Below are 21,065 nucleotides of genomic sequence, written 5' to 3' on the forward strand. Positions count from 1 at the left end.
CTTTTTAAAATGGAAAGGAGCCGAAAGATGAGACTAAAAGCAAGAGTGGTATGGACATTTATCCTCGTGTTGCTCATGATTAATGCCGTTGTCATTGCATATGTATTAACAAAGTCACAAATGTCACAGGCCTCTTCTAACGGGAAGAGCGGTGAAGAAATTGCGTCGATTGGAAAAGAGAAGGTGACGCGTCAAGAATGGCTAAAGAAAATGGAAGACCGCTACGGAAAGGCGACACTTGAGCAAATGATCAATCAAAAGGTGGTCAATCAGCTTGCCAAGCAAAACAAGCTGGAGGTGTCTTCAAAAGAGATCAATCGTGAATTGCTCATGCTCAAAGCGGTGTCTAATAATTTCTATGAAGATGGACATACAAGTGAGAAGGAATGGAAAGAACAGATTCGTTATCAAATTTTATTGGAGCAGCTTTTAACAAGAGATGCCGTCGTTTCTGAAAAAGAAGCGAAATCGTTTTATGAAAAAAACAAGGACTTATATCAATATGATGATTCATACCGCATTCGCCATATCGTCGTGAAGACAAAGAGCGAGGCTGAAAATGTATTGAAAGATTTAAAAGGTGGATCTAGCTTCGAAGCCGTAGCAGCTGAACGTTCAATCGACCGTTACACCTCACCATACGGCGGAGATCTTGGATTTGTGACAGAAGAGCAGGAAAGCATCCCAGCCCTATACATACAAGAAGCTCAAAAGCTTCAGCCAGATGAATGGACGAAAGAGCCGATTCAGACCAAAAACGGGTATGCCATTATTCAGTTAAAAGAAAAATTAAATGGCCGCTCTTTCTCCTATGACGAAGTCAAAGACCAGATTAAAAGGCAGATCGCCATGGAAGATCTAGGTGAAAAGGCGAATGTCAAAACCCTATGGAAAGAAGCAAAAGTCACATGGTTTTACGATGGAGAGCAGGACTAAAAGCATTGACAAAATTTTTTGAAATTGATAATTTAATATTAATACAATAAAATTACTCGGAGATAGAGGTGTTAGTGATGGCTCGTATTGCAAATTCAGTTTTTGAACTAATAGGAAATACACCAGTCGTTAAATTAAACCGTTTAGTAGATGAAGACAGTGCGGATGTCTACTTGAAACTTGAATATATGAACCCGGGCAGCAGTGTCAAAGATCGTATTGCTTTAGCGATGATCGAAGATGCTGAAGCAAAAGGAACATTAAAAGCCGGCGATACGCTTATTGAACCAACAAGCGGAAACACAGGAATCGGCCTTGCAATGGTAGCGGCTGCTAAAGGAATTAACGCGATTTTGGTTATGCCGGACACAATGAGTCAGGAGCGCCGCAACCTTTTACGCGCTTATGGTGCGGAGCTTGTCTTAACACCAGGTGCAGAAGGAATGAAAGGTGCCATCAAAAAAGCGGAAGAATTGGCAGAGGAGCATGGTTACTTCATGCCTCAGCAATTTAGCAACGAAGCCAATGCGGAGATTCACCGTCGTACAACTGGGAAAGAAATCCTTGAACAATTTGACGGCGAGCTTGATGCATTTATTGCAGGTGTTGGTACGGGCGGTACGATTACAGGTGCTGGTGAAGTCCTAAAAGAAGCCATCCCATCCATCCAGCTTTATGCAGTAGAGCCGACAGATTCCCCTGTATTGTCAGGCGGGAAGCCGGGTCCGCATAAAATTCAAGGAATTGGAGCAGGTTTTGTTCCTTCAATCTTGAACACAGAAATATATGACGGCATCATCCAAGTGAAAAACGAAGATGCATTTGAGCTTGCAAGAAAAGCAGCGAAAGAAGAAGGAATTCTTGGCGGTATTTCTTCAGGAGCAGCTATTTACGCAGCGCTTCAAACAGCGAAGAAGCTTGGTAAAGGGAAAAAGGTTCTCGCCATCATCCCAAGTAATGGAGAGCGTTACCTCAGTACACCTCTTTATCAATTCGATTAAACCAATCACCCCAGCATTTGCTGGGGTTTTTTCATGATTTCTGAAGATGGAAAGCAAATACTATTTTCTAAATAAATTGGATTGCATTACAATAAGATTAATGAAAATGAAAAAGGATGATAACATGACACAACGCAGGCCGATGGGCATCAAAATTCCTTTTACGAAAGATGCATTCTTGAAAAGATACGAACAATTAACTGCTCGTGAAACACATCATGTGCTTCTTGAAAGTGCACGCGGCGGTTCATATAGCATCGCTGGTATTCACCCGATCGCTAAAGCGAAGGGGAAAGATGGGATGACGACCATCCATTATCAAGATGAGGTGCTGTTCAAAGAAGGTGATCCATTCAGAGCATTTACAGATTGGTTTCAAACCCTTCAAACCGAAACGAACGACGAATACCCCGACTTTCAAGGCGGAGCGATTGGGTTTTTAAGCTACGATTATGCTAGATACATCGAGCATTTTAAGATGCTGGCAATTGATGATCTACAAACACCAGACCTTTATTTCCTCGTGTTTAATGATGTTGCAGTTTTTGATCATGAAGAAAACGCGCTGTGGCTGATTACGCACATAGAGGAAGCGGAATCAGGGAGTGAAGCGAACCAAAGGCTTGAAGAATGGAAGCAAAAATGGACAAGCTCTTCAGAAGAATCAGCACAATCACCTGTCAATGAATCTTCCACAGAATTTGTACCAGCAGCACCTTTCACTGAAGAAACCTTTGGGGAAGCAGTAGAGAAAATTAAGCAATATATCGCAAACGGTGATGTGTTCCAAGTGAACTTATCCATCAGACAAGATGAACAGCTTCACACTCATCCGTATGATTTATACAAAACGTTACGTCAAGTCAATCCATCTCCTTATATGTCTTACCTGCATACGCCTGACTTCCAGATTGTTTGTGGATCTCCAGAGCTGCTTATTAAGAAAAAAGGAACTCAGCTAGAAACAAGACCAATTGCCGGAACAAGATCACGAGGCAAAGACGACGCTGAGGATCAAGCGCTGGCAAAAGAGCTCATTGAAAATGAAAAAGAACGCGCAGAGCATGTGATGCTCGTTGATCTTGAGCGGAATGATCTTGGACGCGTATCCACTTATGGATCCGTAAAAGTGAACGAATTTATGGCGATTGAGAAATATTCGCACGTGATGCATATTGTATCCAATGTACAAGGAGAGCTGCGTGATGAATGTGACGCGGTAGATGTCATGAGAGCTGTATTCCCAGGTGGAACGATTACAGGTGCTCCAAAAGTGAGGACGATGGAAATCATAGAAGAACTTGAGCCAACAAGACGTGGGCTTTATACTGGATCTATAGGCTGGTTTGGATTCAATCAAGATATGCACTTTAATATCGTCATTCGTACTGCGTATTGTACAGAAGGAAAAGCCTTTATGCAGTCAGGTGCGGGGATCGTCATAGATTCTGTCCCTAAACACGAATATAAAGAATCGATTAAAAAAGCCTATGCAGTGAAAAAAGCATTACAGCTGAGCAAAGAAGAGACTATTTTGAGTTAGAGGTGAGCAGAGTATGATTTTAATGATTGATAATTATGATTCATTTACGTACAACCTGGTCCAGTATTTAGGTGAGCTTGGAGAAGAATTGATCGTGAAACGGAATGATCAAGTAACCATTCAAGAAATTGAAGAGCTCAAGCCGGATTTTCTCATGATTTCTCCAGGACCATGCAGTCCTGATGAAGCGGGAATTAGTATGGAGGCGATCAAGCACTTTGCAGGAAGCATTCCAATCTTCGGTGTGTGTCTAGGTCACCAATCCATCGCGCAAGTCTTTGGCGGGGATGTCGTTCGAGCAGAGCGCCTAATGCACGGTAAAACGTCAGAGATTAAACATGATGGAAAAGGTGTTTTCACAGGACTTCAAAATCCGCTCGTCGCAACGAGATATCATTCATTAATTGTCAAAAACGAGACGCTGCCAGAGTGCTTTGACGCAACAGCCAGCACAAAGGAAGGCGAGCTCATGGCGATTCGTCATAAAGAACTGCCGATTGAAAGTGTGCAATTCCATCCTGAATCGATTATGACGTCCTTCGGAAAAGAAATGCTGAAAAATTTCATTGAAACCTATCGTAAAAAGGGGCATGAAGTAAACGCATGATCATTTATCTGAACGGTCAGTATATAGAGGAGAAAGACGCGACTCTTTCTCCTTTTGATCATGGTTTTCTATATGGCATCGGTGTATTCGAAACATTTACCAGCCTGGCAGGACAAGTCTTCCTGTTAGATTGGCATCTTGAAAGGCTCAATCAATCATTACGTGACCTTTGCATCGAATCCACAATAGAGAAACCATTTGTACTCGACATCATTCATACTTTACTAAATAAAAACCAAATAGCCGGCGGCCATGCGAGAATTCGCTTGAATGTTTCTGCGGGCAGAGGCAATGGGTTTTCTGCAGACCCTTATGAAGAGCCTGTCGTTTTTGTCATGATCTCTCCATTCCGTCCAGAATCTATTTTGGATGAGAAAAAGGGAGTCATTCTTCAAACAAGAAGAAATACACCAGAAGGGCCAAAACGCCTCAAGTCTCATCACTATATGAACAACCTGCTCGCGAAAAGAGAAGTGGGGAACGACCCGGCGTTAGAAGGCATCTTTTTAACAAAAGAAGATGATGTGGCAGAAGGCATTACCTCGAATCTATTTTGGCGAAAAGATGATGTGGTCTATACACCGTCACTTGATACAGGCATTTTAAATGGGGTCACTCGTCGATACTGTATGGAAACGCTCCACGCGATGGGGGTCTCGCTAAAGGAAGGACGATACCCAGTCTCACATTTGCTCTCAGCTGATGAGGCATGGATGACCAATTCTGTTCAGGGAGTTGTACCTTTCGGGTGTATAGGAGACATCCACTTGCTCAAAAACAGCCGGACCATCTCAACAAAGTTAAGAATGCAATACACAAAAGAACGTCAAGACCATAAAGAGTAGGTGGACACAATGACACAACAATTGATAAAACAGCCTAAAATCATTCAGGCCAAGCATCACACCCTTAGCTATGAAGAAAAGACATTGGTCATGGGCATTTTAAATGTCACTCCTGACTCTTTTTCAGATGGAGGAAAGTTTAATCAAGTAGATAAAGCGCTGGCTCATGCAGCGCAGCTGATAGAAGACGGGGCGCATATTATTGATATTGGCGGAGAATCGACTCGCCCGGGAGCGGCACTTGTCTCGGAAGAAGAGGAGCTTTCAAGGGTCATTCCTGTCATTGAGAAAATCACAAAAGAATTAGATATCCCTATCTCTATTGATACGTATAAAGCCCGTGTTGCAGATGAAGCGGTGAAAGCTGGAGCCTCCATCATTAATGATGTATGGGGAGCGAAGGCAGATCCCCAAATGGCACATGTGGCGGCGAAGCACAATGTCCCAATCATTTTAATGCACAATCGGCCAGAACGAAACTACACACATCTGATTTCAGATATGATCGCCGATTTGAAAGAAAGTGTCCAAATTGCCCAGCAAGCGGGTGTCCGTGATGACATGATCATATTAGATCCAGGTGTAGGATTTGCGAAAAATAAAGAGGACAACCTGAAGGTCATGAATGAACTCGAACATTTTTGTCACCTTGGGTATCCACTGCTGCTGGCTACATCTCGAAAACGATTCATTGGTGCTGTCTTAGACCTGCCGCCTGAAGAACGTACTGAAGGAACAGGTGCGACGGTCTGCCTTGGGATTCAAAAGGGCAGTGCGATGGTCCGTGTACATGATGTAAAAGAAATAGCAAGAATGGCAAAAATGATGGATGCCATGCTGAATAAGGGAGGCGCTTATCATCGATAAAGTATATGTAAACGGAATGGAATTTTACGGGTACCACGGTGTATTTGCAGAAGAAAATAAATTAGGGCAGCGATTCCGCGTGGACTTAACAGCTTCACTTGATTTAAGTAAAGCCGGACAAACTGATGACCTCAATGAGACCATCAACTATGCAGAGCTTTACCAAATCTGCAAAAGCATTGTAGAAGGCGAGCCGGTCAATCTTGTTGAAACACTGACAGAAAGAATTGCAAACCAAGTGTTAAAGGACTTTCCGACAGTTCAGGAATGTACAGTGAAGGTGATCAAACCAGATCCCCCAATTCCAGGACATTATCAGTCCGTTGCAATTGAAATGACGAGATCGCGCACATGAACAATACAGCATACATCGCATTAGGCTCAAACATAGGTAAAAAAGAAACCTATTTAAAAGAAGCCGTCAAAAAACTGCATGAACATCCAGAGGTTCAAGTGGAATTAATCTCATCGATATATGAAACAGCACCTGTAGGCTATGAAAACCAAGATGACTTTTTAAACATGGCCGTGAAAATTACCACTTCACTTCGTCCGGAGGAACTACTGTCTCTTACTCAGAAAATCGAGCAGGAGTTAGGCAGAACAAGAGAAGTGAGATGGGGACCGCGAACGGCTGACCTTGACATTTTACTTTATAATCGTGAAAATATTGAAACAGAACAACTTGTAGTGCCGCATCCCAGAATGTACGAACGTTTATTCGTTCTTGTCCCGATGAGTGAGATTTGCCCAGAAATCGGCGAAGTACAAATAAATGCCGTAACAGACCAAGAAGGTGTAAGCATATGGAAAAAGACATGTGGGGTAGAAGAATTCGTGCATACCGAAAGCTAAAAGGGTATACTCAGGAAGGGTTCGCGAAAAGACTTGGCATCTCTGTCTCTGTCTTAGGAGAAATTGAGCGAGGCAATCGATTACCAACAAACCAATTGGTTGGTCAAATAGCAGATGCTTTAAATATAACGGTGGAAGAACTTTCGCCAATTCTTGAAGAAGAAAGGAGGGGGAAAAATGTTTAAAATCGGAGATATCGAGATTAAAAACAAAGTAGTGCTCGCACCAATGGCTGGTGTGTGCAACTCTGCCTTCAGACTGACGGTGAAAGAGTTTGGAGCGGGCTTAGTCTGCGCTGAAATGGTCAGTGACAAAGCGATCCTGATCAACAATGCGAGAACAATGGGTATGCTATACATTGATGAACGGGAAAAGCCTTTGAGCCTTCAGATATTTGGAGGGGAAAAAGACACACTCGTCGAAGCGGCAAAGTTCGTAGACCAGAATACCACAGCTGATATTATTGATATCAACATGGGCTGTCCTGTACCAAAAATTACGAAATGTGATGCAGGAGCGAAATGGCTCCTTGATCCAAACAAGATTTATGAAATGGTCTCTGCTGTCGTAGAAGCTGTAGACAAACCAGTTACAGTGAAAATGAGAATGGGCTGGGACGAAGATCATATCTTTGCTATCGACAATGCCCGTGCTGTTGAACGAGCTGGTGGACAAGCGGTTGCGCTTCACGGACGGACACGCGTGCAAATGTACGAAGGAACAGCGAATTGGGATATTATAAAAGAGGTTAAACAATCTGTATCAATTCCTGTCATCGGCAATGGCGATGTCAAAACCCCTCAAGATGCAAAACGTATGCTTGATGAAACAGGTGTGGACGCTGTTATGATCGGAAGAGCCGCACTTGGAAACCCGTGGATGATTTATCGAACGGTTCATTATTTAGAAACGGGTGAACTGAAAGAAGAGCCAAACGTGCGTGAGAAAATGTCAGTGTGCAAACTTCACTTAGACAGACTCATTGACCTGAAAGGCGAGCATGTCGCTGTTAGAGAAATGAGAAAGCATGCAGCATGGTACTTAAAAGGGGTCCGCGGCAACGCTGACGTAAGAAACCAAATCAATCAAAGTGAAACGAGAGCGGAGCTTGTACAAGTTCTTGATGACTTTACGATCGAAGCCGAGGCAAAAGAGCTTCAAAGTATAAAAGTAGGATAAGACTATCTTTCTTTTTGTAGCTCACTGCTAGTGCATGTACTGGCAGTTTTTCTGCTTTTCTCTGCAAAATACATTATTGGAGTGATATAAATGAGTAATGAAGGGCTTAATAACGAAGAATTAAATGACCAATTCCAGGTCAGACGTGACAAAATGAATAAAATGAGAGAAGAGGGTATCGATCCATTCGGTGAACGATATGACCGTTCTCATCAATCTGCGCAAATTATCGCTGAATATGACGAGTTATCTAAAGAAGACTTAGAAGGAAAAGCGGCTCAAGTAACAATCGCTGGTCGTATGATGACAAAGCGCGGAAAAGGAAAAGCTGGCTTTGCGCATATTCAAGACCTAGAAGGACAAATTCAAATCTATGTTCGTAAAGATAGTGTAGGGGAAGAAGCTTATGAATTATTCAAAAGCTCAGACCTAGGCGATATCATTGGTGTAACAGGAACTGTTTTTAAAACTAATGTAGGAGAACTTTCTATTAAAGCGACTAGCTTTGAGGTTCTGACAAAAGCACTTCGCCCGCTTCCTGATAAATATCATGGATTAAAAGATGTTGAACAACGCTATCGTCAGCGCTACCTGGACCTCATTGTAAATCCAGAAAGTAAGCAGACGTTTATTATGCGAAGCAAAATCATTCAATCCATGAGAAGATACTTAGATTCTAAAGGATACTTAGAAGTTGAAACACCAACAATGCACAGCATTCCTGGTGGTGCATCAGCGCGTCCTTTCATTACTCATCACAATGCACTTGATATGCCGCTTTACATGCGTATTGCGATCGAGCTGCACTTAAAACGCCTAATTGTCGGTGGCCTAGAGAAAGTATACGAGATTGGCCGCGTATTCCGTAATGAAGGGGTATCGACTCGCCACAACCCAGAATTCACTATGATTGAGCTGTATGAAGCATACGCAGACTACAAAGACATTATGAATCTGACTGAAAACTTAATTGCTCATATTGCCCAAGAGGTGCTGGGAACAACAACCATTCAATATGGAGAAGATGAAATTGATCTCAAGCCTGAATGGAAGAGACTGCATATGGTTGAAGCGGTCAAAGAAGCAACAGGTGTAGACTTCTGGCAGGAGATGTCTGTAGAAGAAGCAAAACAGCATGCTGCTGATCATGGTGTTGAAATCACGAAAAATATGACAGTAGGTCATATTATCAATGAGTTCTTCGAGCAAAAAGTAGAAGAAACATTGGTACAGCCTACATTCATTTACGGACATCCAGTGGAGATTTCTCCATTAGCTAAGAAAAATCCTGAGGATCCTCGCTTCACAGATCGCTTTGAGCTGTTTATCGTACGCCGTGAGCATGCAAATGCATTCACAGAGCTAAACGATCCAATTGATCAAAGAGAACGCTTTGAAGCTCAATTAAAAGAACGTGAAGAAGGAAATGACGAAGCACACCTAATGGATGACGATTTTGTTGAAGCATTAGAATACGGCATGCCTCCAACAGGTGGTTTAGGAATAGGGATCGACCGATTAATCATGCTTTTAACAAATTCTCCATCAATCAGAGATGTACTGCTTTTCCCGCAAATGAGAAACCGCTAATACATCAATCAAAGCGCCATTTTATCTATGGCGCTTTTTATTTTTCATAAAATGAAACTTTTTTTAAAAAAACTATTGCAAGGAAAGAATCCAGATGGTATATTATTATTCGTTGCCGCAAAACAGCAACGAGGTTAAAAAAAGAAATTGAAAAAAGTTCTTGACTTTAACCGACGCAAAATGTTAAGATATTAAAGTCGCTTACGAGCGATAACGAAAATGATCTTTGAAAACTAAACAAGACAAAACGTACCTGTTAATTCGAGTTTTTATAAAAAAATCCTATGATACTTCATAGGTAGTCAGTCAAACTGGCGAAAAGCAAAACTTCGGTTTTGTACTTTTTCGGAGAGTTTGATCCTGGCTCAGGACGAACGCTGGCGGCGTGCCTAATACATGCAAGTCGAGCGGACAGAAGGGAGCTTGCTCCCGGATGTTAGCGGCGGACGGGTGAGTAACACGTGGGTAACCTGCCTGTAAGACTGGGATAACTCCGGGAAACCGGAGCTAATACCGGATAGTTCCTTGAACCGCATGGTTCAAGGATGAAAGACGGTTTCGGCTGTCACTTACAGATGGACCCGCGGCGCATTAGCTAGTTGGTGGGGTAATGGCTCACCAAGGCGACGATGCGTAGCCGACCTGAGAGGGTGATCGGCCACACTGGGACTGAGACACGGCCCAGACTCCTACGGGAGGCAGCAGTAGGGAATCTTCCGCAATGGACGAAAGTCTGACGGAGCAACGCCGCGTGAGTGATGAAGGTTTTCGGATCGTAAAGCTCTGTTGTTAGGGAAGAACAAGTGCGAGAGTAACTGCTCGCACCTTGACGGTACCTAACCAGAAAGCCACGGCTAACTACGTGCCAGCAGCCGCGGTAATACGTAGGTGGCAAGCGTTGTCCGGAATTATTGGGCGTAAAGGGCTCGCAGGCGGTTTCTTAAGTCTGATGTGAAAGCCCCCGGCTCAACCGGGGAGGGTCATTGGAAACTGGGAAACTTGAGTGCAGAAGAGGAGAGTGGAATTCCACGTGTAGCGGTGAAATGCGTAGAGATGTGGAGGAACACCAGTGGCGAAGGCGACTCTCTGGTCTGTAACTGACGCTGAGGAGCGAAAGCGTGGGGAGCGAACAGGATTAGATACCCTGGTAGTCCACGCCGTAAACGATGAGTGCTAAGTGTTAGGGGGTTTCCGCCCCTTAGTGCTGCAGCTAACGCATTAAGCACTCCGCCTGGGGAGTACGGTCGCAAGACTGAAACTCAAAGGAATTGACGGGGGCCCGCACAAGCGGTGGAGCATGTGGTTTAATTCGAAGCAACGCGAAGAACCTTACCAGGTCTTGACATCCTCTGACAACCCTAGAGATAGGGCTTTCCCTTCGGGGACAGAGTGACAGGTGGTGCATGGTTGTCGTCAGCTCGTGTCGTGAGATGTTGGGTTAAGTCCCGCAACGAGCGCAACCCTTGATCTTAGTTGCCAGCATTCAGTTGGGCACTCTAAGGTGACTGCCGGTGACAAACCGGAGGAAGGTGGGGATGACGTCAAATCATCATGCCCCTTATGACCTGGGCTACACACGTGCTACAATGGACAGAACAAAGGGCTGCAAGACCGCAAGGTTTAGCCAATCCCATAAATCTGTTCTCAGTTCGGATCGCAGTCTGCAACTCGACTGCGTGAAGCTGGAATCGCTAGTAATCGCGGATCAGCATGCCGCGGTGAATACGTTCCCGGGCCTTGTACACACCGCCCGTCACACCACGAGAGTTTGCAACACCCGAAGTCGGTGAGGTAACCTTTATGGAGCCAGCCGCCGAAGGTGGGGCAGATGATTGGGGTGAAGTCGTAACAAGGTAGCCGTATCGGAAGGTGCGGCTGGATCACCTCCTTTCTAAGGATATATGGAGCAGCGTACGTTTTCGTCTTGTTTAGTTTTGAAGGATCATTCCTTCAAAACATGTCTCTAGCGAGACAGGATTGTTCTTTGAAAACTAGATAACAATAAGTAATACATTCACATTGAATGCAATGCAAAGTTCATCACACATAGTGATTCTTTCTAAAGTAAGAAATGGTTAAGTTAGAAAGGGCGCACGGTGGATGCCTTGGCACTAGGAGCCGATGAAGGACGGGACGAACACCGATATGCTTCGGGGAGCTGTAAGCAAGCTTTGATCCGGAGATTTCCGAATGGGGAAACCCACTGCTCGTAATGGAGTAGTATCCATACTTGAATACATAGAGTATGAGAAGGCATACCCGGGGAACTGAAACATCTAAGTACCCGGAGGAAGAGAAAGCAAATGCGATTCCCTGAGTAGCGGCGAGCGAAACGGGAACAGCCCAAACCAAGAGGCTTGCCTCTTGGGGTTGTAGGACACTCTATACGGAGTTACAAAGGAATGATATAAGCGAAGAGGTCTGGAAAGGCCCGCCAAAGAAGGTAACAGCCCTGTAACTGAAATATTGTTCTCTCCAGAGTGGATCCTGAGTACGGCGGAACACGTGAAATTCCGTCGGAATCCGGGAGGACCATCTCCCAAGGCTAAATACTCCCTAGTGACCGATAGTGAACCAGTACCGTGAGGGAAAGGTGAAAAGCACCCCGGAAGGGGAGTGAAATAGATCCTGAAACCGTGTGCCTACAAGTAGTCAGAGCCCGTTAACGGGTGATGGCGTGCCTTTTGTAGAATGAACCGGCGAGTTACGATCCCGTGCAAGGTTAAGCAGAAGATGCGGAGCCGCAGCGAAAGCGAGTCTGAATAGGGCGCATGAGTACGTGGTCGTAGACCCGAAACCAGGTGATCTACCCATGTCCAGGGTGAAGTTCAGGTAACACTGAATGGAGGCCCGAACCCACGCACGTTGAAAAGTGCGGGGATGAGGTGTGGGTAGGGGTGAAATGCCAATCGAACCTGGAGATAGCTGGTTCTCTCCGAAATAGCTTTAGGGCTAGCCTCAAGGTAAGAGTCTCGGAGGTAGAGCACTGATTGGACTAGGGGCCCCTACCGGGTTACCGAATTCAGTCAAACTCCGAATGCCGATGACTTATCCTTGGGAGTCAGACTGCGAGTGATAAGATCCGTAGTCGAAAGGGAAACAGCCCAGACCGCCAGCTAAGGTCCCAAAGTATACGTTAAGTGGAAAAGGATGTGGAGTTGCTTAGACAACCAGGATGTTGGCTTAGAAGCAGCCACCATTTAAAGAGTGCGTAATAGCTCACTGGTCGAGTGACTCTGCGCCGAAAATGTACCGGGGCTAAACGTATCACCGAAGCTGCGGACTGTTCTTACGAACAGTGGTAGGAGAGCGTTCTAAGGGCTGTGAAGCCAGACCGGAAGGACTGGTGGAGCGCTTAGAAGTGAGAATGCCGGTATGAGTAGCGAAAGACGGGTGAGAATCCCGTCCACCGAATGCCTAAGGTTTCCTGAGGAAGGCTCGTCCGCTCAGGGTTAGTCGGGACCTAAGCCGAGGCCGAAAGGCGTAGGCGATGGACAACAGGTTGATATTCCTGTACCACCTCCTCACCATTTGAGCAATGGGGGGACGCAGGAGGATAGGGTAAGCGCGGTATTGGATATCCGCGTCCAAGCAGTTAGGCTGGGAAATAGGCAAATCCGTTTCCCGTAAAGGCTGAGCTGTGATGGCGAGCGAAATTTAGTAGCGAAGTTCCTGATTCCACACTGCCAAGAAAAGCCTCTAGCGAGGTGAGAGGTGCCCGTACCGCAAACCGACACAGGTAGGCGAGGAGAGAATCCTAAGGTGATCGAGAGAACTCTCGTTAAGGAACTCGGCAAAATGACCCCGTAACTTCGGGAGAAGGGGTGCTTCTTAGGGTGTTAAAGCCCCGAGAAGCCGCAGTGAATAGGCCCAGGCGACTGTTTAGCAAAAACACAGGTCTCTGCGAAGCCGTAAGGCGAAGTATAGGGGCTGACGCCTGCCCGGTGCTGGAAGGTTAAGAGGAGCGCTTAGCGTAAGCGAAGGTGCGAATTGAAGCCCCAGTAAACGGCGGCCGTAACTATAACGGTCCTAAGGTAGCGAAATTCCTTGTCGGGTAAGTTCCGACCCGCACGAAAGGCGCAACGATCTGGGCACTGTCTCAACGAGAGACTCGGTGAAATTATAGTACCTGTGAAGATGCAGGTTACCCGCGACAGGACGGAAAGACCCCGTGGAGCTTTACTGCAGCCTGATATTGAATGTTGGTACAGCTTGTACAGGATAGGTAGGAGCCTTGGAAACCGGAGCGCTAGCTTCGGTGGAGGCATCGGTGGGATACTACCCTGGCTGTATTGACCTTCTAACCCGCTGCCCTTATCGGGCAGGGAGACAGTGTCAGGTGGGCAGTTTGACTGGGGCGGTCGCCTCCTAAAATGTAACGGAGGCGCCCAAAGGTTCCCTCAGAATGGTTGGAAATCATTCGCAGAGTGTAAAGGCACAAGGGAGCTTGACTGCGAGACCTACAAGTCGAGCAGGGACGAAAGTCGGGCTTAGTGATCCGGTGGTTCCGCATGGAAGGGCCATCGCTCAACGGATAAAAGCTACCCCGGGGATAACAGGCTTATCTCCCCCAAGAGTCCACATCGACGGGGAGGTTTGGCACCTCGATGTCGGCTCATCGCATCCTGGGGCTGTAGTCGGTCCCAAGGGTTGGGCTGTTCGCCCATTAAAGCGGTACGCGAGCTGGGTTCAGAACGTCGTGAGACAGTTCGGTCCCTATCCGTCGCGGGCGCAGGAAATTTGAGAGGAGCTGTCCTTAGTACGAGAGGACCGGGATGGACGCACCGCTGGTGTACCAGTTGTTCTGCCAAGGGCATCGCTGGGTAGCTATGTGCGGACGGGATAAGTGCTGAAAGCATCTAAGCATGAAGCCCCCCTCAAGATGAGATTTCCCATTCCGCAAGGAAGTAAGATCCCTGAAAGATGATCAGGTTGATAGGTCTGAGGTGGAAGCGTGGTGACACGTGGAGCTGACAGATACTAATAGATCGAGGACTTAACCTATATTCTATTGTGAAGCATGAACATTGTTATCTAGTTTTGAGAGAACATTCTCTCCATCAGGTTTGGTGGCGATAGCGAAGAGGTCACACCCGTTCCCATACCGAACACGGAAGTTAAGCTCTTCAGCGCCGATGGTAGTTGGGGGTTTCCCCCTGTGAGAGTAGGACGCCGCCAAGCTTCTATTAGGATCAGTTCCAGTCGGAACTGGTCTTTTTTGTGTTTTTGAATGACTTGCTTCTATATAATAGGTTCGTAAAGTAAAAATACGTTGTTTCCTCGTTGATTGCTAAATAAATCAAACTTTACTTTCCTTCAATTTAACATTTCAGTCATATATGAACCAGTAGTTCAAATTATCAAGGGTCAACACTAAAAGCATAAGAAAACCTCTCCTTGGACTAAATAGATGTAAAGAGGTGATGTATAGGGTCACGAGATAGAAAGGCACCCTCACCCCAAAGGGGATAGTCAGCTATTGCTAAATTTTTAACTTAAAAGGAGAAAGAAACAATACTATTATTAATTCTCCTGGTAAAACTTTATATCGATGATAAGACTGTTGAGTGTTTGAAGCAGCAGAAAAATTAATGTGAAACGATTTGTTGAAAAATAGTAAAGACCAGTAATTATTTTTACACTTTTTTAGGCAAAAAAGATTTCTCAGAAAAATAAAATAATAATAGAATTTCTTTTTTGGATGTTTTTTATCCAGAGATATATGAAATAAAACAAGGATATGAAAGCTTCGAAATTGCTGTTTTTGCAATGATAGAGCCATATAAGCGCTCTTTTTAACAAAAAAACATAAAAAAATGAAAAAAAGGCTTTTAAAATGATGAGACAAGTGGTAAAATTCTTTAGGTGCCTTAACGAAAAGGTGAAAAAACAGCTTTAAAATAAATTCAAAAATTATTTTAAAAAAGTCTTTACAAACAATATCTTATCGTTATATAATACTATTTGTCAGATCGAGAGACACTTCGAAACGACACAATATGGAGGATTAGCTCAGCTGGGAGAGCATCTGCCTTACAAGCAGAGGGTCGGCGGTTCGAGCCCGTCATCCTCCACCATATTTATTCTTACATAATGTTAGGATAGATAAAGCCGGTGTAGCTCAACTGGTAGAGCAACTGACTTGTAATCAGTAGGTTGGGGGTTCAAGTCCTCTTGCCGGCACCACTTTCATATGGTAAGATAGACAAGTCGCTTTTAAAGCGAGCCATTAGCTCAGTTGGTAGAGCATCTGACTTTTAATCAGAGGGTCGAAGGTTCGAGTCCTTCATGGCTCACCATGTTTCATGCGGGTGTGGCGGAATTGGCAGACGCGCTAGACTTAGGATCTAGTGTCTTTATGACGTGGGGGTTCAAGTCCCTTCACCCGCATTGCCAAATAAAATAAAGAAATCCTGTAATGCGGAAGTAGTTCAGTGGTAGAACACCACCTTGCCAAGGTGGGGGTCGCGGGTTCGAATCCCGTCTTCCGCTTATACCATCCACGCCGGGGTGGTGGAATTGGCAGACACACAGGACTTAAAATCCTGCGGTAGGTGACTACCGTGCCGGTTCAAGTCCGGCCCTCGGCATTATAAATAAGCGCCCGTAGCTCAATTGGATAGAGCGTTTGACTACGGATCAAAAGGTTAGGGGTTCGACTCCTCTCGGGCGCGCCATTAAGATCGGGAAGTAGCTCAGCTTGGTAGAGCACTTGGTTTGGGACCAAGGGGTCGCAGGTTCGAATCCTGTCTTCCCGACCATCTTTTATGGGGCCTTAGCTCAGCTGGGAGAGCGCCTGCCTTGCACGCAGGAGGTCAGCGGTTCGATCCCGCTAGGCTCCACCAATATGATCTTTGAAAACTAAACAAGACAAAACGTACCTGTTAATTCGAGTTTTTATAAAAAAATCCTATGAAACTTCATAGGTAGTCAGTCAAACTGGCGAAAAGCAAAACTTCGGTTTTGTACTTTTTCGGAGAGTTTGATCCTGGCTCAGGACGAACGCTGGCGGCGTGCCTAATACATGCAAGTCGAGCGGACAGAAGGGAGCTTGCTCCCGGATGTTAGCGGCGGACGGGTGAGTAACACGTGGGTAACCTGCCTGTAAGACTGGGATAACTCCGGGAAACCGGAGCTAATACCGGATAGTTCCTTGAACCGCATGGTTCAAGGATGAAAGACGGTTTCGGCTGTCACTTACAGATGGACCCGCGGCGCATTAGCTAGTTGGTGGGGTAATGGCTCACCAAGGCGACGATGCGTAGCCGACCTGAGAGGGTGATCGGCCACACTGGGACTGAGACACGGCCCAGACTCCTACGGGAGGCAGCAGTAGGGAATCTTCCGCAATGGACGAAAGTCTGACGGAGCAACGCCGCGTGAGTGATGAAGGTTTTCGGATCGTAAAGCTCTGTTGTTAGGGAAGAACAAGTGCGAGAGTAACTGCTCGCACCTTGACGGTACCTAACCAGAAAGCCACGGCTAACTACGTGCCAGCAGCCGCGGTAATACGTAGGTGGCAAGCGTTGTCCGGAATTATTGGGCGTAAAGGGCTCGCAGGCGGTTTCTTAAGTCTGATGTGAAAGCCCCCGGCTCAACCGGGGAGGGTCATTGGAAACTGGGAAACTTGAGTGCAGAAGAGGAGAGTGGAATTCCACGTGTAGCGGTGAAATGCGTAGAGATGTGGAGGAACACCAGTGGCGAAGGCGACTCTCTGGTCTGTAACTGACGCTGAGGAGCGAAAGCGTGGGGAGCGAACAGGATTAGATACCCTGGTAGTCCACGCCGTAAACGATGAGTGCTAAGTGTTAGGGGGTTTCCGCCCCTTAGTGCTGCAGCTAACGCATTAAGCACTCCGCCTGGGGAGTACGGTCGCAAGACTGAAACTCAAAGGAATTGACGGGGGCCCGCACAAGCGGTGGAGCATGTGGTTTAATTCGAAGCAACGCGAAGAACCTTACCAGGTCTTGACATCCTCTGACAACCCTAGAGATAGGGCTTTCCCTTCGGGGACAGAGTGACAGGTGGTGCATGGTTGTCGTCAGCTCGTGTCGTGAGATGTTGGGTTAAGTCCCGCAACGAGCGCAACCCTTGATCTTAGTTGCCAGCATTCAGTTGGGCACTCTAAGGTGACTGCCGGTGACAAACCGGAGGAAGGTGGGGATGACGTCAAATCATCATGCCCCTTATGACCTGGGCTACACACGTGCTACAATGGACAGAACAAAGGGCTGCAAGACCGCAAGGTTTAGCCAATCCCATAAATCTGTTCTCAGTTCGGATCGCAGTCTGCAACTCGACTGCGTGAAGCTGGAATCGCTAGTAATCGCGGATCAGCATGCCGCGGTGAATACGTTCCCGGGCCTTGTACACACCGCCCGTCACACCACGAGAGTTTGCAACACCCGAAGTCGGTGAGGTAACCTTTATGGAGCCAGCCGCCGAAGGTGGGGCAGATGATTGGGGTGAAGTCGTAACAAGGTAGCCGTATCGGAAGGTGCGGCTGGATCACCTCCTTTCTAAGGATATATGGAGCAGCGTACGTTTTCGTCTTGTTTAGTTTTGAAGGATCATTCCTTCAAAACATGTCTCTAGCGAGACAGGATTGTTCTTTGAAAACTAGATAACAATAAGTAATACATTCACATTGAATGCAATGCAAAGTTCATCACACATAGTGATTCTTTCTAAAGTAAGAAATGGTTAAGTTAGAAAGGGCGCACGGTGGATGCCTTGGCACTAGGAGCCGATGAAGGACGGGACGAACACCGATATGCTTCGGGGAGCTGTAAGCAAGCTTTGATCCGGAGATTTCCGAATGGGGAAACCCACTGCTCGTAATGGAGTAGTATCCATACTTGAATACATAGAGTATGAGAAGGCATACCCGGGGAACTGAAACATCTAAGTACCCGGAGGAAGAGAAAGCAAATGCGATTCCCTGAGTAGCGGCGAGCGAAACGGGAACAGCCCAAACCAAGAGGCTTGCCTCTTGGGGTTGTAGGACACTCTATACGGAGTTACAAAGGAATGATATAAGCGAAGAGGTCTGGAAAGGCCCGCCAAAGAAGGTAACAGCCCTGTAACTGAAATATTGTTCTCTCCAGAGTGGATCCTGAGTACGGCGGAACACGTGAAATTCCGTCGGAATCCGGGAGGACCATCTCCCAAGGCTAAATACTCCCTAGTGACCGATAGTGAACCAGTACCGTGAGGGAAAGGTGAAAAGCACCCCGGAAGGGGAGTGAAATAGATCCTGAAACCGTGTGCCTACAAGTAGTCAGAGCCCGTTAACGGGTGATGGCGTGCCTTTTGTAGAATGAACCGGCGAGTTACGATCCCGTGCAAGGTTAAGCAGAAGATGCGGAGCCGCAGCGAAAGCGAGTCTGAATAGGGCGCATGAGTACGTGGTCGTAGACCCGAAACCAGGTGATCTACCCATGTCCAGGGTGAAGTTCAGGTAACACTGAATGGAGGCCCGAACCCACGCACGTTGAAAAGTGCGGGGATGAGGTGTGGGTAGGGGTGAAATGCCAATCGAACCTGGAGATAGCTGGTTCTCTCCGAAATAGCTTTAGGGCTAGCCTCAAGGTAAGAGTCTCGGAGGTAGAGCACTGATTGGACTAGGGGCCCCTACCGGGTTACCGAATTCAGTCAAACTCCGAATGCCGATGACTTATCCTTGGGAGTCAGACTGCGAGTGATAAGATCCGTAGTCGAAAGGGAAACAGCCCAGACCGCCAGCTAAGGTCCCAAAGTATACGTTAAGTGGAAAAGGATGTGGAGTTGCTTAGACAACCAGGATGTTGGCTTAGAAGCAGCCACCATTTAAAGAGTGCGTAATAGCTCACTGGTCGAGTGACTCTGCGCCGAAAATGTACCGGGGCTAAACGTATCACCGAAGCTGCGGACTGTTCTTACGAACAGTGGTAGGAGAGCGTTCTAAGGGCTGTGAAGCCAGACCGGAAGGACTGGTGGAGCGCTTAGAAGTGAGAATGCCGGTATGAGTAGCGAAAGACGGGTGAGAATCCCGTCCACCGAATGCCTAAGGTTTCCTGAGGAAGGCTCGTCCGCTCAGGGTTAGTCGGGACCTAAGCCGAGGCCGAAAGGCGTAGGCGATGGACAACAGGTTGATATTCCTGTACCACCTCCTCACCATTTGAGCAATGGGGGGACGCAGGAGGATAGGGTAAGCGCGGTATTGGATATCCGCGTCCAAGCAGTTAGGCTGGGAAATAGGCAAATCCGTTTCCCGTAAAGGCTGAGCTGTGATGGCGAGCGAAATTTAGTAGCGAAGTTCCTGATTCCACACTGCCAAGAAAAGCCTCTAGCGAGGTGAGAGGTGCCCGTACCGCAAACCGACACAGGTAGGCGAGGAGAGAATCCTAAGGTGATCGAGAGAACTCTCGTTAAGGAACTCGGCAAAATGACCCCGTAACTTCGGGAGAAGGGGTGCTTCTTAGGGTGTTAAAGCCCCGAGAAGCCGCAGTGAATAGGCCCAGGCGACTGTTTAGCAAAAACACAGGTCTCTGCGAAGCCGTAAGGCGAAGTATAGGGGCTGACGCCTGCCCGGTGCTGGAAGGTTAAGAGGAGCGCTTAGCGTAAGCGAAGGTGCGAATTGAAGCCCCAGTAAACGGCGGCCGTAACTATAACGGTCCTAAGGTAGCGAAATTCCTTGTCGGGTAAGTTCCGACCCGCACGAAAGGCGCAACGATCTGGGCACTGTCTCAACGAGAGACTCGGTGAAATTATAGTACCTGTGAAGATGCAGGTTACCCGCGACAGGACGGAAAGACCCCGTGGAGCTTTACTGCAGCCTGATATTGAATGTTGGTACAGCTTGTACAGGATAGGTAGGAGCCTTGGAAACCGGAGCGCTAGCTTCGGTGGAGGCATCGGTGGGATACTACCCTGGCTGTATTGACCTTCTAACCCGCTGCCCTTATCGGGCAGGGAGACAGTGTCAGGTGGGCAGTTTGACTGGGGCGGTCGCCTCCTAAAATGTAACGGAGGCGCCCAAAGGTTCCCTCAGAATGGTTGGAAATCATTCGCAGAGTGTAAAGGCACAAGGGAGCTTGACTGCGAGACCTACAAGTCGAGCAGGGACGAAAGTCGGGCTTAGTGATCCGGTGGTTCCGCATGGAAGGGCCATCGCTCAACGGATAAAAGCTACCCCGGGGATAACAGGCTTATCTCCCCCAAGAGTCCACATCGACGGGGAGGTTTGGCACCTCGATGTCGGCTCATCGCATCCTGGGGCTGTAGTCGGTCCCAAGGGTTGGGCTGTTCGCCCATTAAAGCGGTACGCGAGCTGGGTTCAGAACGTCGTGAGACAGTTCGGTCCCTATCCGTCGCGGGCGCAGGAAATTTGAGAGGAGCTGTCCTTAGTACGAGAGGACCGGGATGGACGCACCGCTGGTGTACCAGTTGTTCTGCCAAGGGCATCGCTGGGTAGCTATGTGCGGACGGGATAAGTGCTGAAAGCATCTAAGCATGAAGCCCCCCTCAAGATGAGATTTCCCATTCCGCAAGGAAGTAAGATCCCTGAAAGATGATCAGGTTGATAGGTCTGAGGTGGAAGCGTGGTGACACGTGGAGCTGACAGATACTAATAGATCGAGGACTTAACCTATATTCTATTG

General features: G+C 46.9%; 11 protein-coding genes, 9 tRNA genes and 5 rRNA genes. All 25 read left to right on the forward strand.

The features are described 5' to 3' along the window. The first annotated feature begins 27 nt into the window (after positions 1-27). The 25 genes from NSQ25_RS00440 (at position 28) to NSQ25_RS00560 (ending at position 21,055) form a co-directional block, all read left to right on the forward strand. A complete protein-coding gene (locus tag NSQ25_RS00440) occupies positions 28-936 on the forward strand; it encodes a peptidyl-prolyl cis-trans isomerase (RefSeq protein WP_024425654.1) in 909 nt (302 codons plus the stop codon). A 77-nt stretch (positions 937-1,013) separates the two neighbouring features. Further along, positions 1,014-1,937 (forward strand): cysteine synthase A, encoded by a 924-nt coding sequence (cysK, locus tag NSQ25_RS00445; protein ID WP_024425655.1) that lies wholly within the window; start codon positions 1,014-1,016, stop codon positions 1,935-1,937. 124 nt (positions 1,938-2,061) lie between these two features. Next, positions 2,062-3,480 carry an anthranilate synthase component I family protein gene (locus tag NSQ25_RS00450; RefSeq protein WP_070326891.1) on the forward strand — a complete coding sequence of 473 codons (1,419 nt, stop codon included), beginning with the start codon at positions 2,062-2,064 and terminating at the stop codon, positions 3,478-3,480. 13 nt (positions 3,481-3,493) lie between these two features. Then, complete coding sequence (gene pabA, locus NSQ25_RS00455) at positions 3,494-4,087, forward strand: aminodeoxychorismate/anthranilate synthase component II (protein WP_024425656.1); 594 nt, start codon at positions 3,494-3,496, stop codon at positions 4,085-4,087. Further along, on the forward strand, positions 4,084-4,932 hold the full coding sequence (pabC, locus tag NSQ25_RS00460; RefSeq protein WP_326136779.1) for an aminodeoxychorismate lyase: 849 nt from the start codon (positions 4,084-4,086) through the stop codon (positions 4,930-4,932). The genes pabA and pabC overlap by 4 nt, the downstream gene beginning before the upstream one ends. A 9-nt stretch (positions 4,933-4,941) precedes the next feature. After that, complete coding sequence (gene folP / locus NSQ25_RS00465) at positions 4,942-5,799, forward strand: dihydropteroate synthase (RefSeq protein ID WP_075621315.1); 858 nt, start codon at positions 4,942-4,944, stop codon at positions 5,797-5,799. After that, the gene (gene folB / locus NSQ25_RS00470; RefSeq protein ID WP_024425659.1) at positions 5,792-6,154 is read left to right on the forward strand and encodes a dihydroneopterin aldolase; all 363 of its coding nucleotides are present in this window, start codon (positions 5,792-5,794) and stop codon (positions 6,152-6,154) included. Before folP ends, folB begins: the two co-directional genes overlap by 8 nt. Further along, a complete protein-coding gene (gene folK, locus NSQ25_RS00475) occupies positions 6,151-6,654 on the forward strand; it encodes a 2-amino-4-hydroxy-6-hydroxymethyldihydropteridine diphosphokinase (protein WP_024425660.1) in 504 nt (167 codons plus the stop codon). Before folB ends, folK begins: the two co-directional genes overlap by 4 nt. Beyond that, complete coding sequence (locus tag NSQ25_RS00480; RefSeq protein WP_024425661.1) at positions 6,606-6,839, forward strand: helix-turn-helix transcriptional regulator; 234 nt, start codon at positions 6,606-6,608, stop codon at positions 6,837-6,839. The genes folK and NSQ25_RS00480 overlap by 49 nt, the downstream gene beginning before the upstream one ends. Then, positions 6,832-7,833, forward strand: coding sequence for a tRNA dihydrouridine synthase DusB (dusB, locus tag NSQ25_RS00485; protein WP_024425662.1), 1,002 nt, complete (start codon positions 6,832-6,834; stop codon positions 7,831-7,833). The genes NSQ25_RS00480 and dusB overlap by 8 nt, the downstream gene beginning before the upstream one ends. 90 nt (positions 7,834-7,923) lie before the next feature. Beyond that, the gene (lysS, locus tag NSQ25_RS00490; protein ID WP_326136777.1) at positions 7,924-9,423 is read left to right on the forward strand and encodes a lysine--tRNA ligase; all 1,500 of its coding nucleotides are present in this window, start codon (positions 7,924-7,926) and stop codon (positions 9,421-9,423) included. Positions 9,424-9,765: 342 nt separating this feature from the next. Beyond that, positions 9,766-11,314, forward strand: a 16S ribosomal RNA gene (locus tag NSQ25_RS00495). A 182-nt stretch (positions 11,315-11,496) separates the two neighbouring features. Further along, positions 11,497-14,427, forward strand: a 23S ribosomal RNA gene (locus tag NSQ25_RS00500). Between the two features lie 61 nt (positions 14,428-14,488). Continuing rightward, positions 14,489-14,604: ribosomal RNA gene (gene rrf, locus NSQ25_RS00505) — 5S ribosomal RNA — on the forward strand. An 820-nt stretch (positions 14,605-15,424) separates the two neighbouring features. Next, positions 15,425-15,500: transfer RNA gene (locus tag NSQ25_RS00510), tRNA-Val, on the forward strand. Between the two features lie 33 nt (positions 15,501-15,533). Beyond that, positions 15,534-15,609 (forward strand) — tRNA-Thr (locus NSQ25_RS00515). A gap of 37 nt (positions 15,610-15,646) precedes the next feature. Beyond that, a tRNA-Lys gene (locus tag NSQ25_RS00520) sits at positions 15,647-15,722 on the forward strand. Positions 15,723-15,730: 8 nt separating this feature from the next. After that, positions 15,731-15,813: transfer RNA gene (locus NSQ25_RS00525), tRNA-Leu, on the forward strand. 30 nt (positions 15,814-15,843) lie between these two features. Continuing rightward, positions 15,844-15,915 (forward strand) — tRNA-Gly (locus NSQ25_RS00530). Positions 15,916-15,927: 12 nt separating this feature from the next. Further along, positions 15,928-16,013: transfer RNA gene (locus NSQ25_RS00535), tRNA-Leu, on the forward strand. A 10-nt stretch (positions 16,014-16,023) separates the two neighbouring features. After that, positions 16,024-16,100: transfer RNA gene (locus tag NSQ25_RS00540), tRNA-Arg, on the forward strand. Positions 16,101-16,107: 7 nt separating this feature from the next. Then, positions 16,108-16,184: transfer RNA gene (locus NSQ25_RS00545), tRNA-Pro, on the forward strand. A gap of 8 nt (positions 16,185-16,192) precedes the next feature. Beyond that, positions 16,193-16,268 (forward strand) — tRNA-Ala (locus tag NSQ25_RS00550). Between the two features lie 125 nt (positions 16,269-16,393). Continuing rightward, a 16S ribosomal RNA gene (locus NSQ25_RS00555) occupies positions 16,394-17,942 on the forward strand. A gap of 182 nt (positions 17,943-18,124) precedes the next feature. Next, a 23S ribosomal RNA gene (locus NSQ25_RS00560) occupies positions 18,125-21,055 on the forward strand. The 16S, 23S and 5S rRNA genes sit together here with 9 tRNA genes alongside, the layout of an rRNA operon. Positions 21,056-21,065: the final 10 nt, after the last annotated feature.

The sequence above is a fragment of the Bacillus sp. FSL R5-0512 genome (assembly GCF_038593295.1).
Lineage (GTDB): Bacteria > Bacillota > Bacilli > Bacillales > Bacillaceae > Bacillus > Bacillus safensis.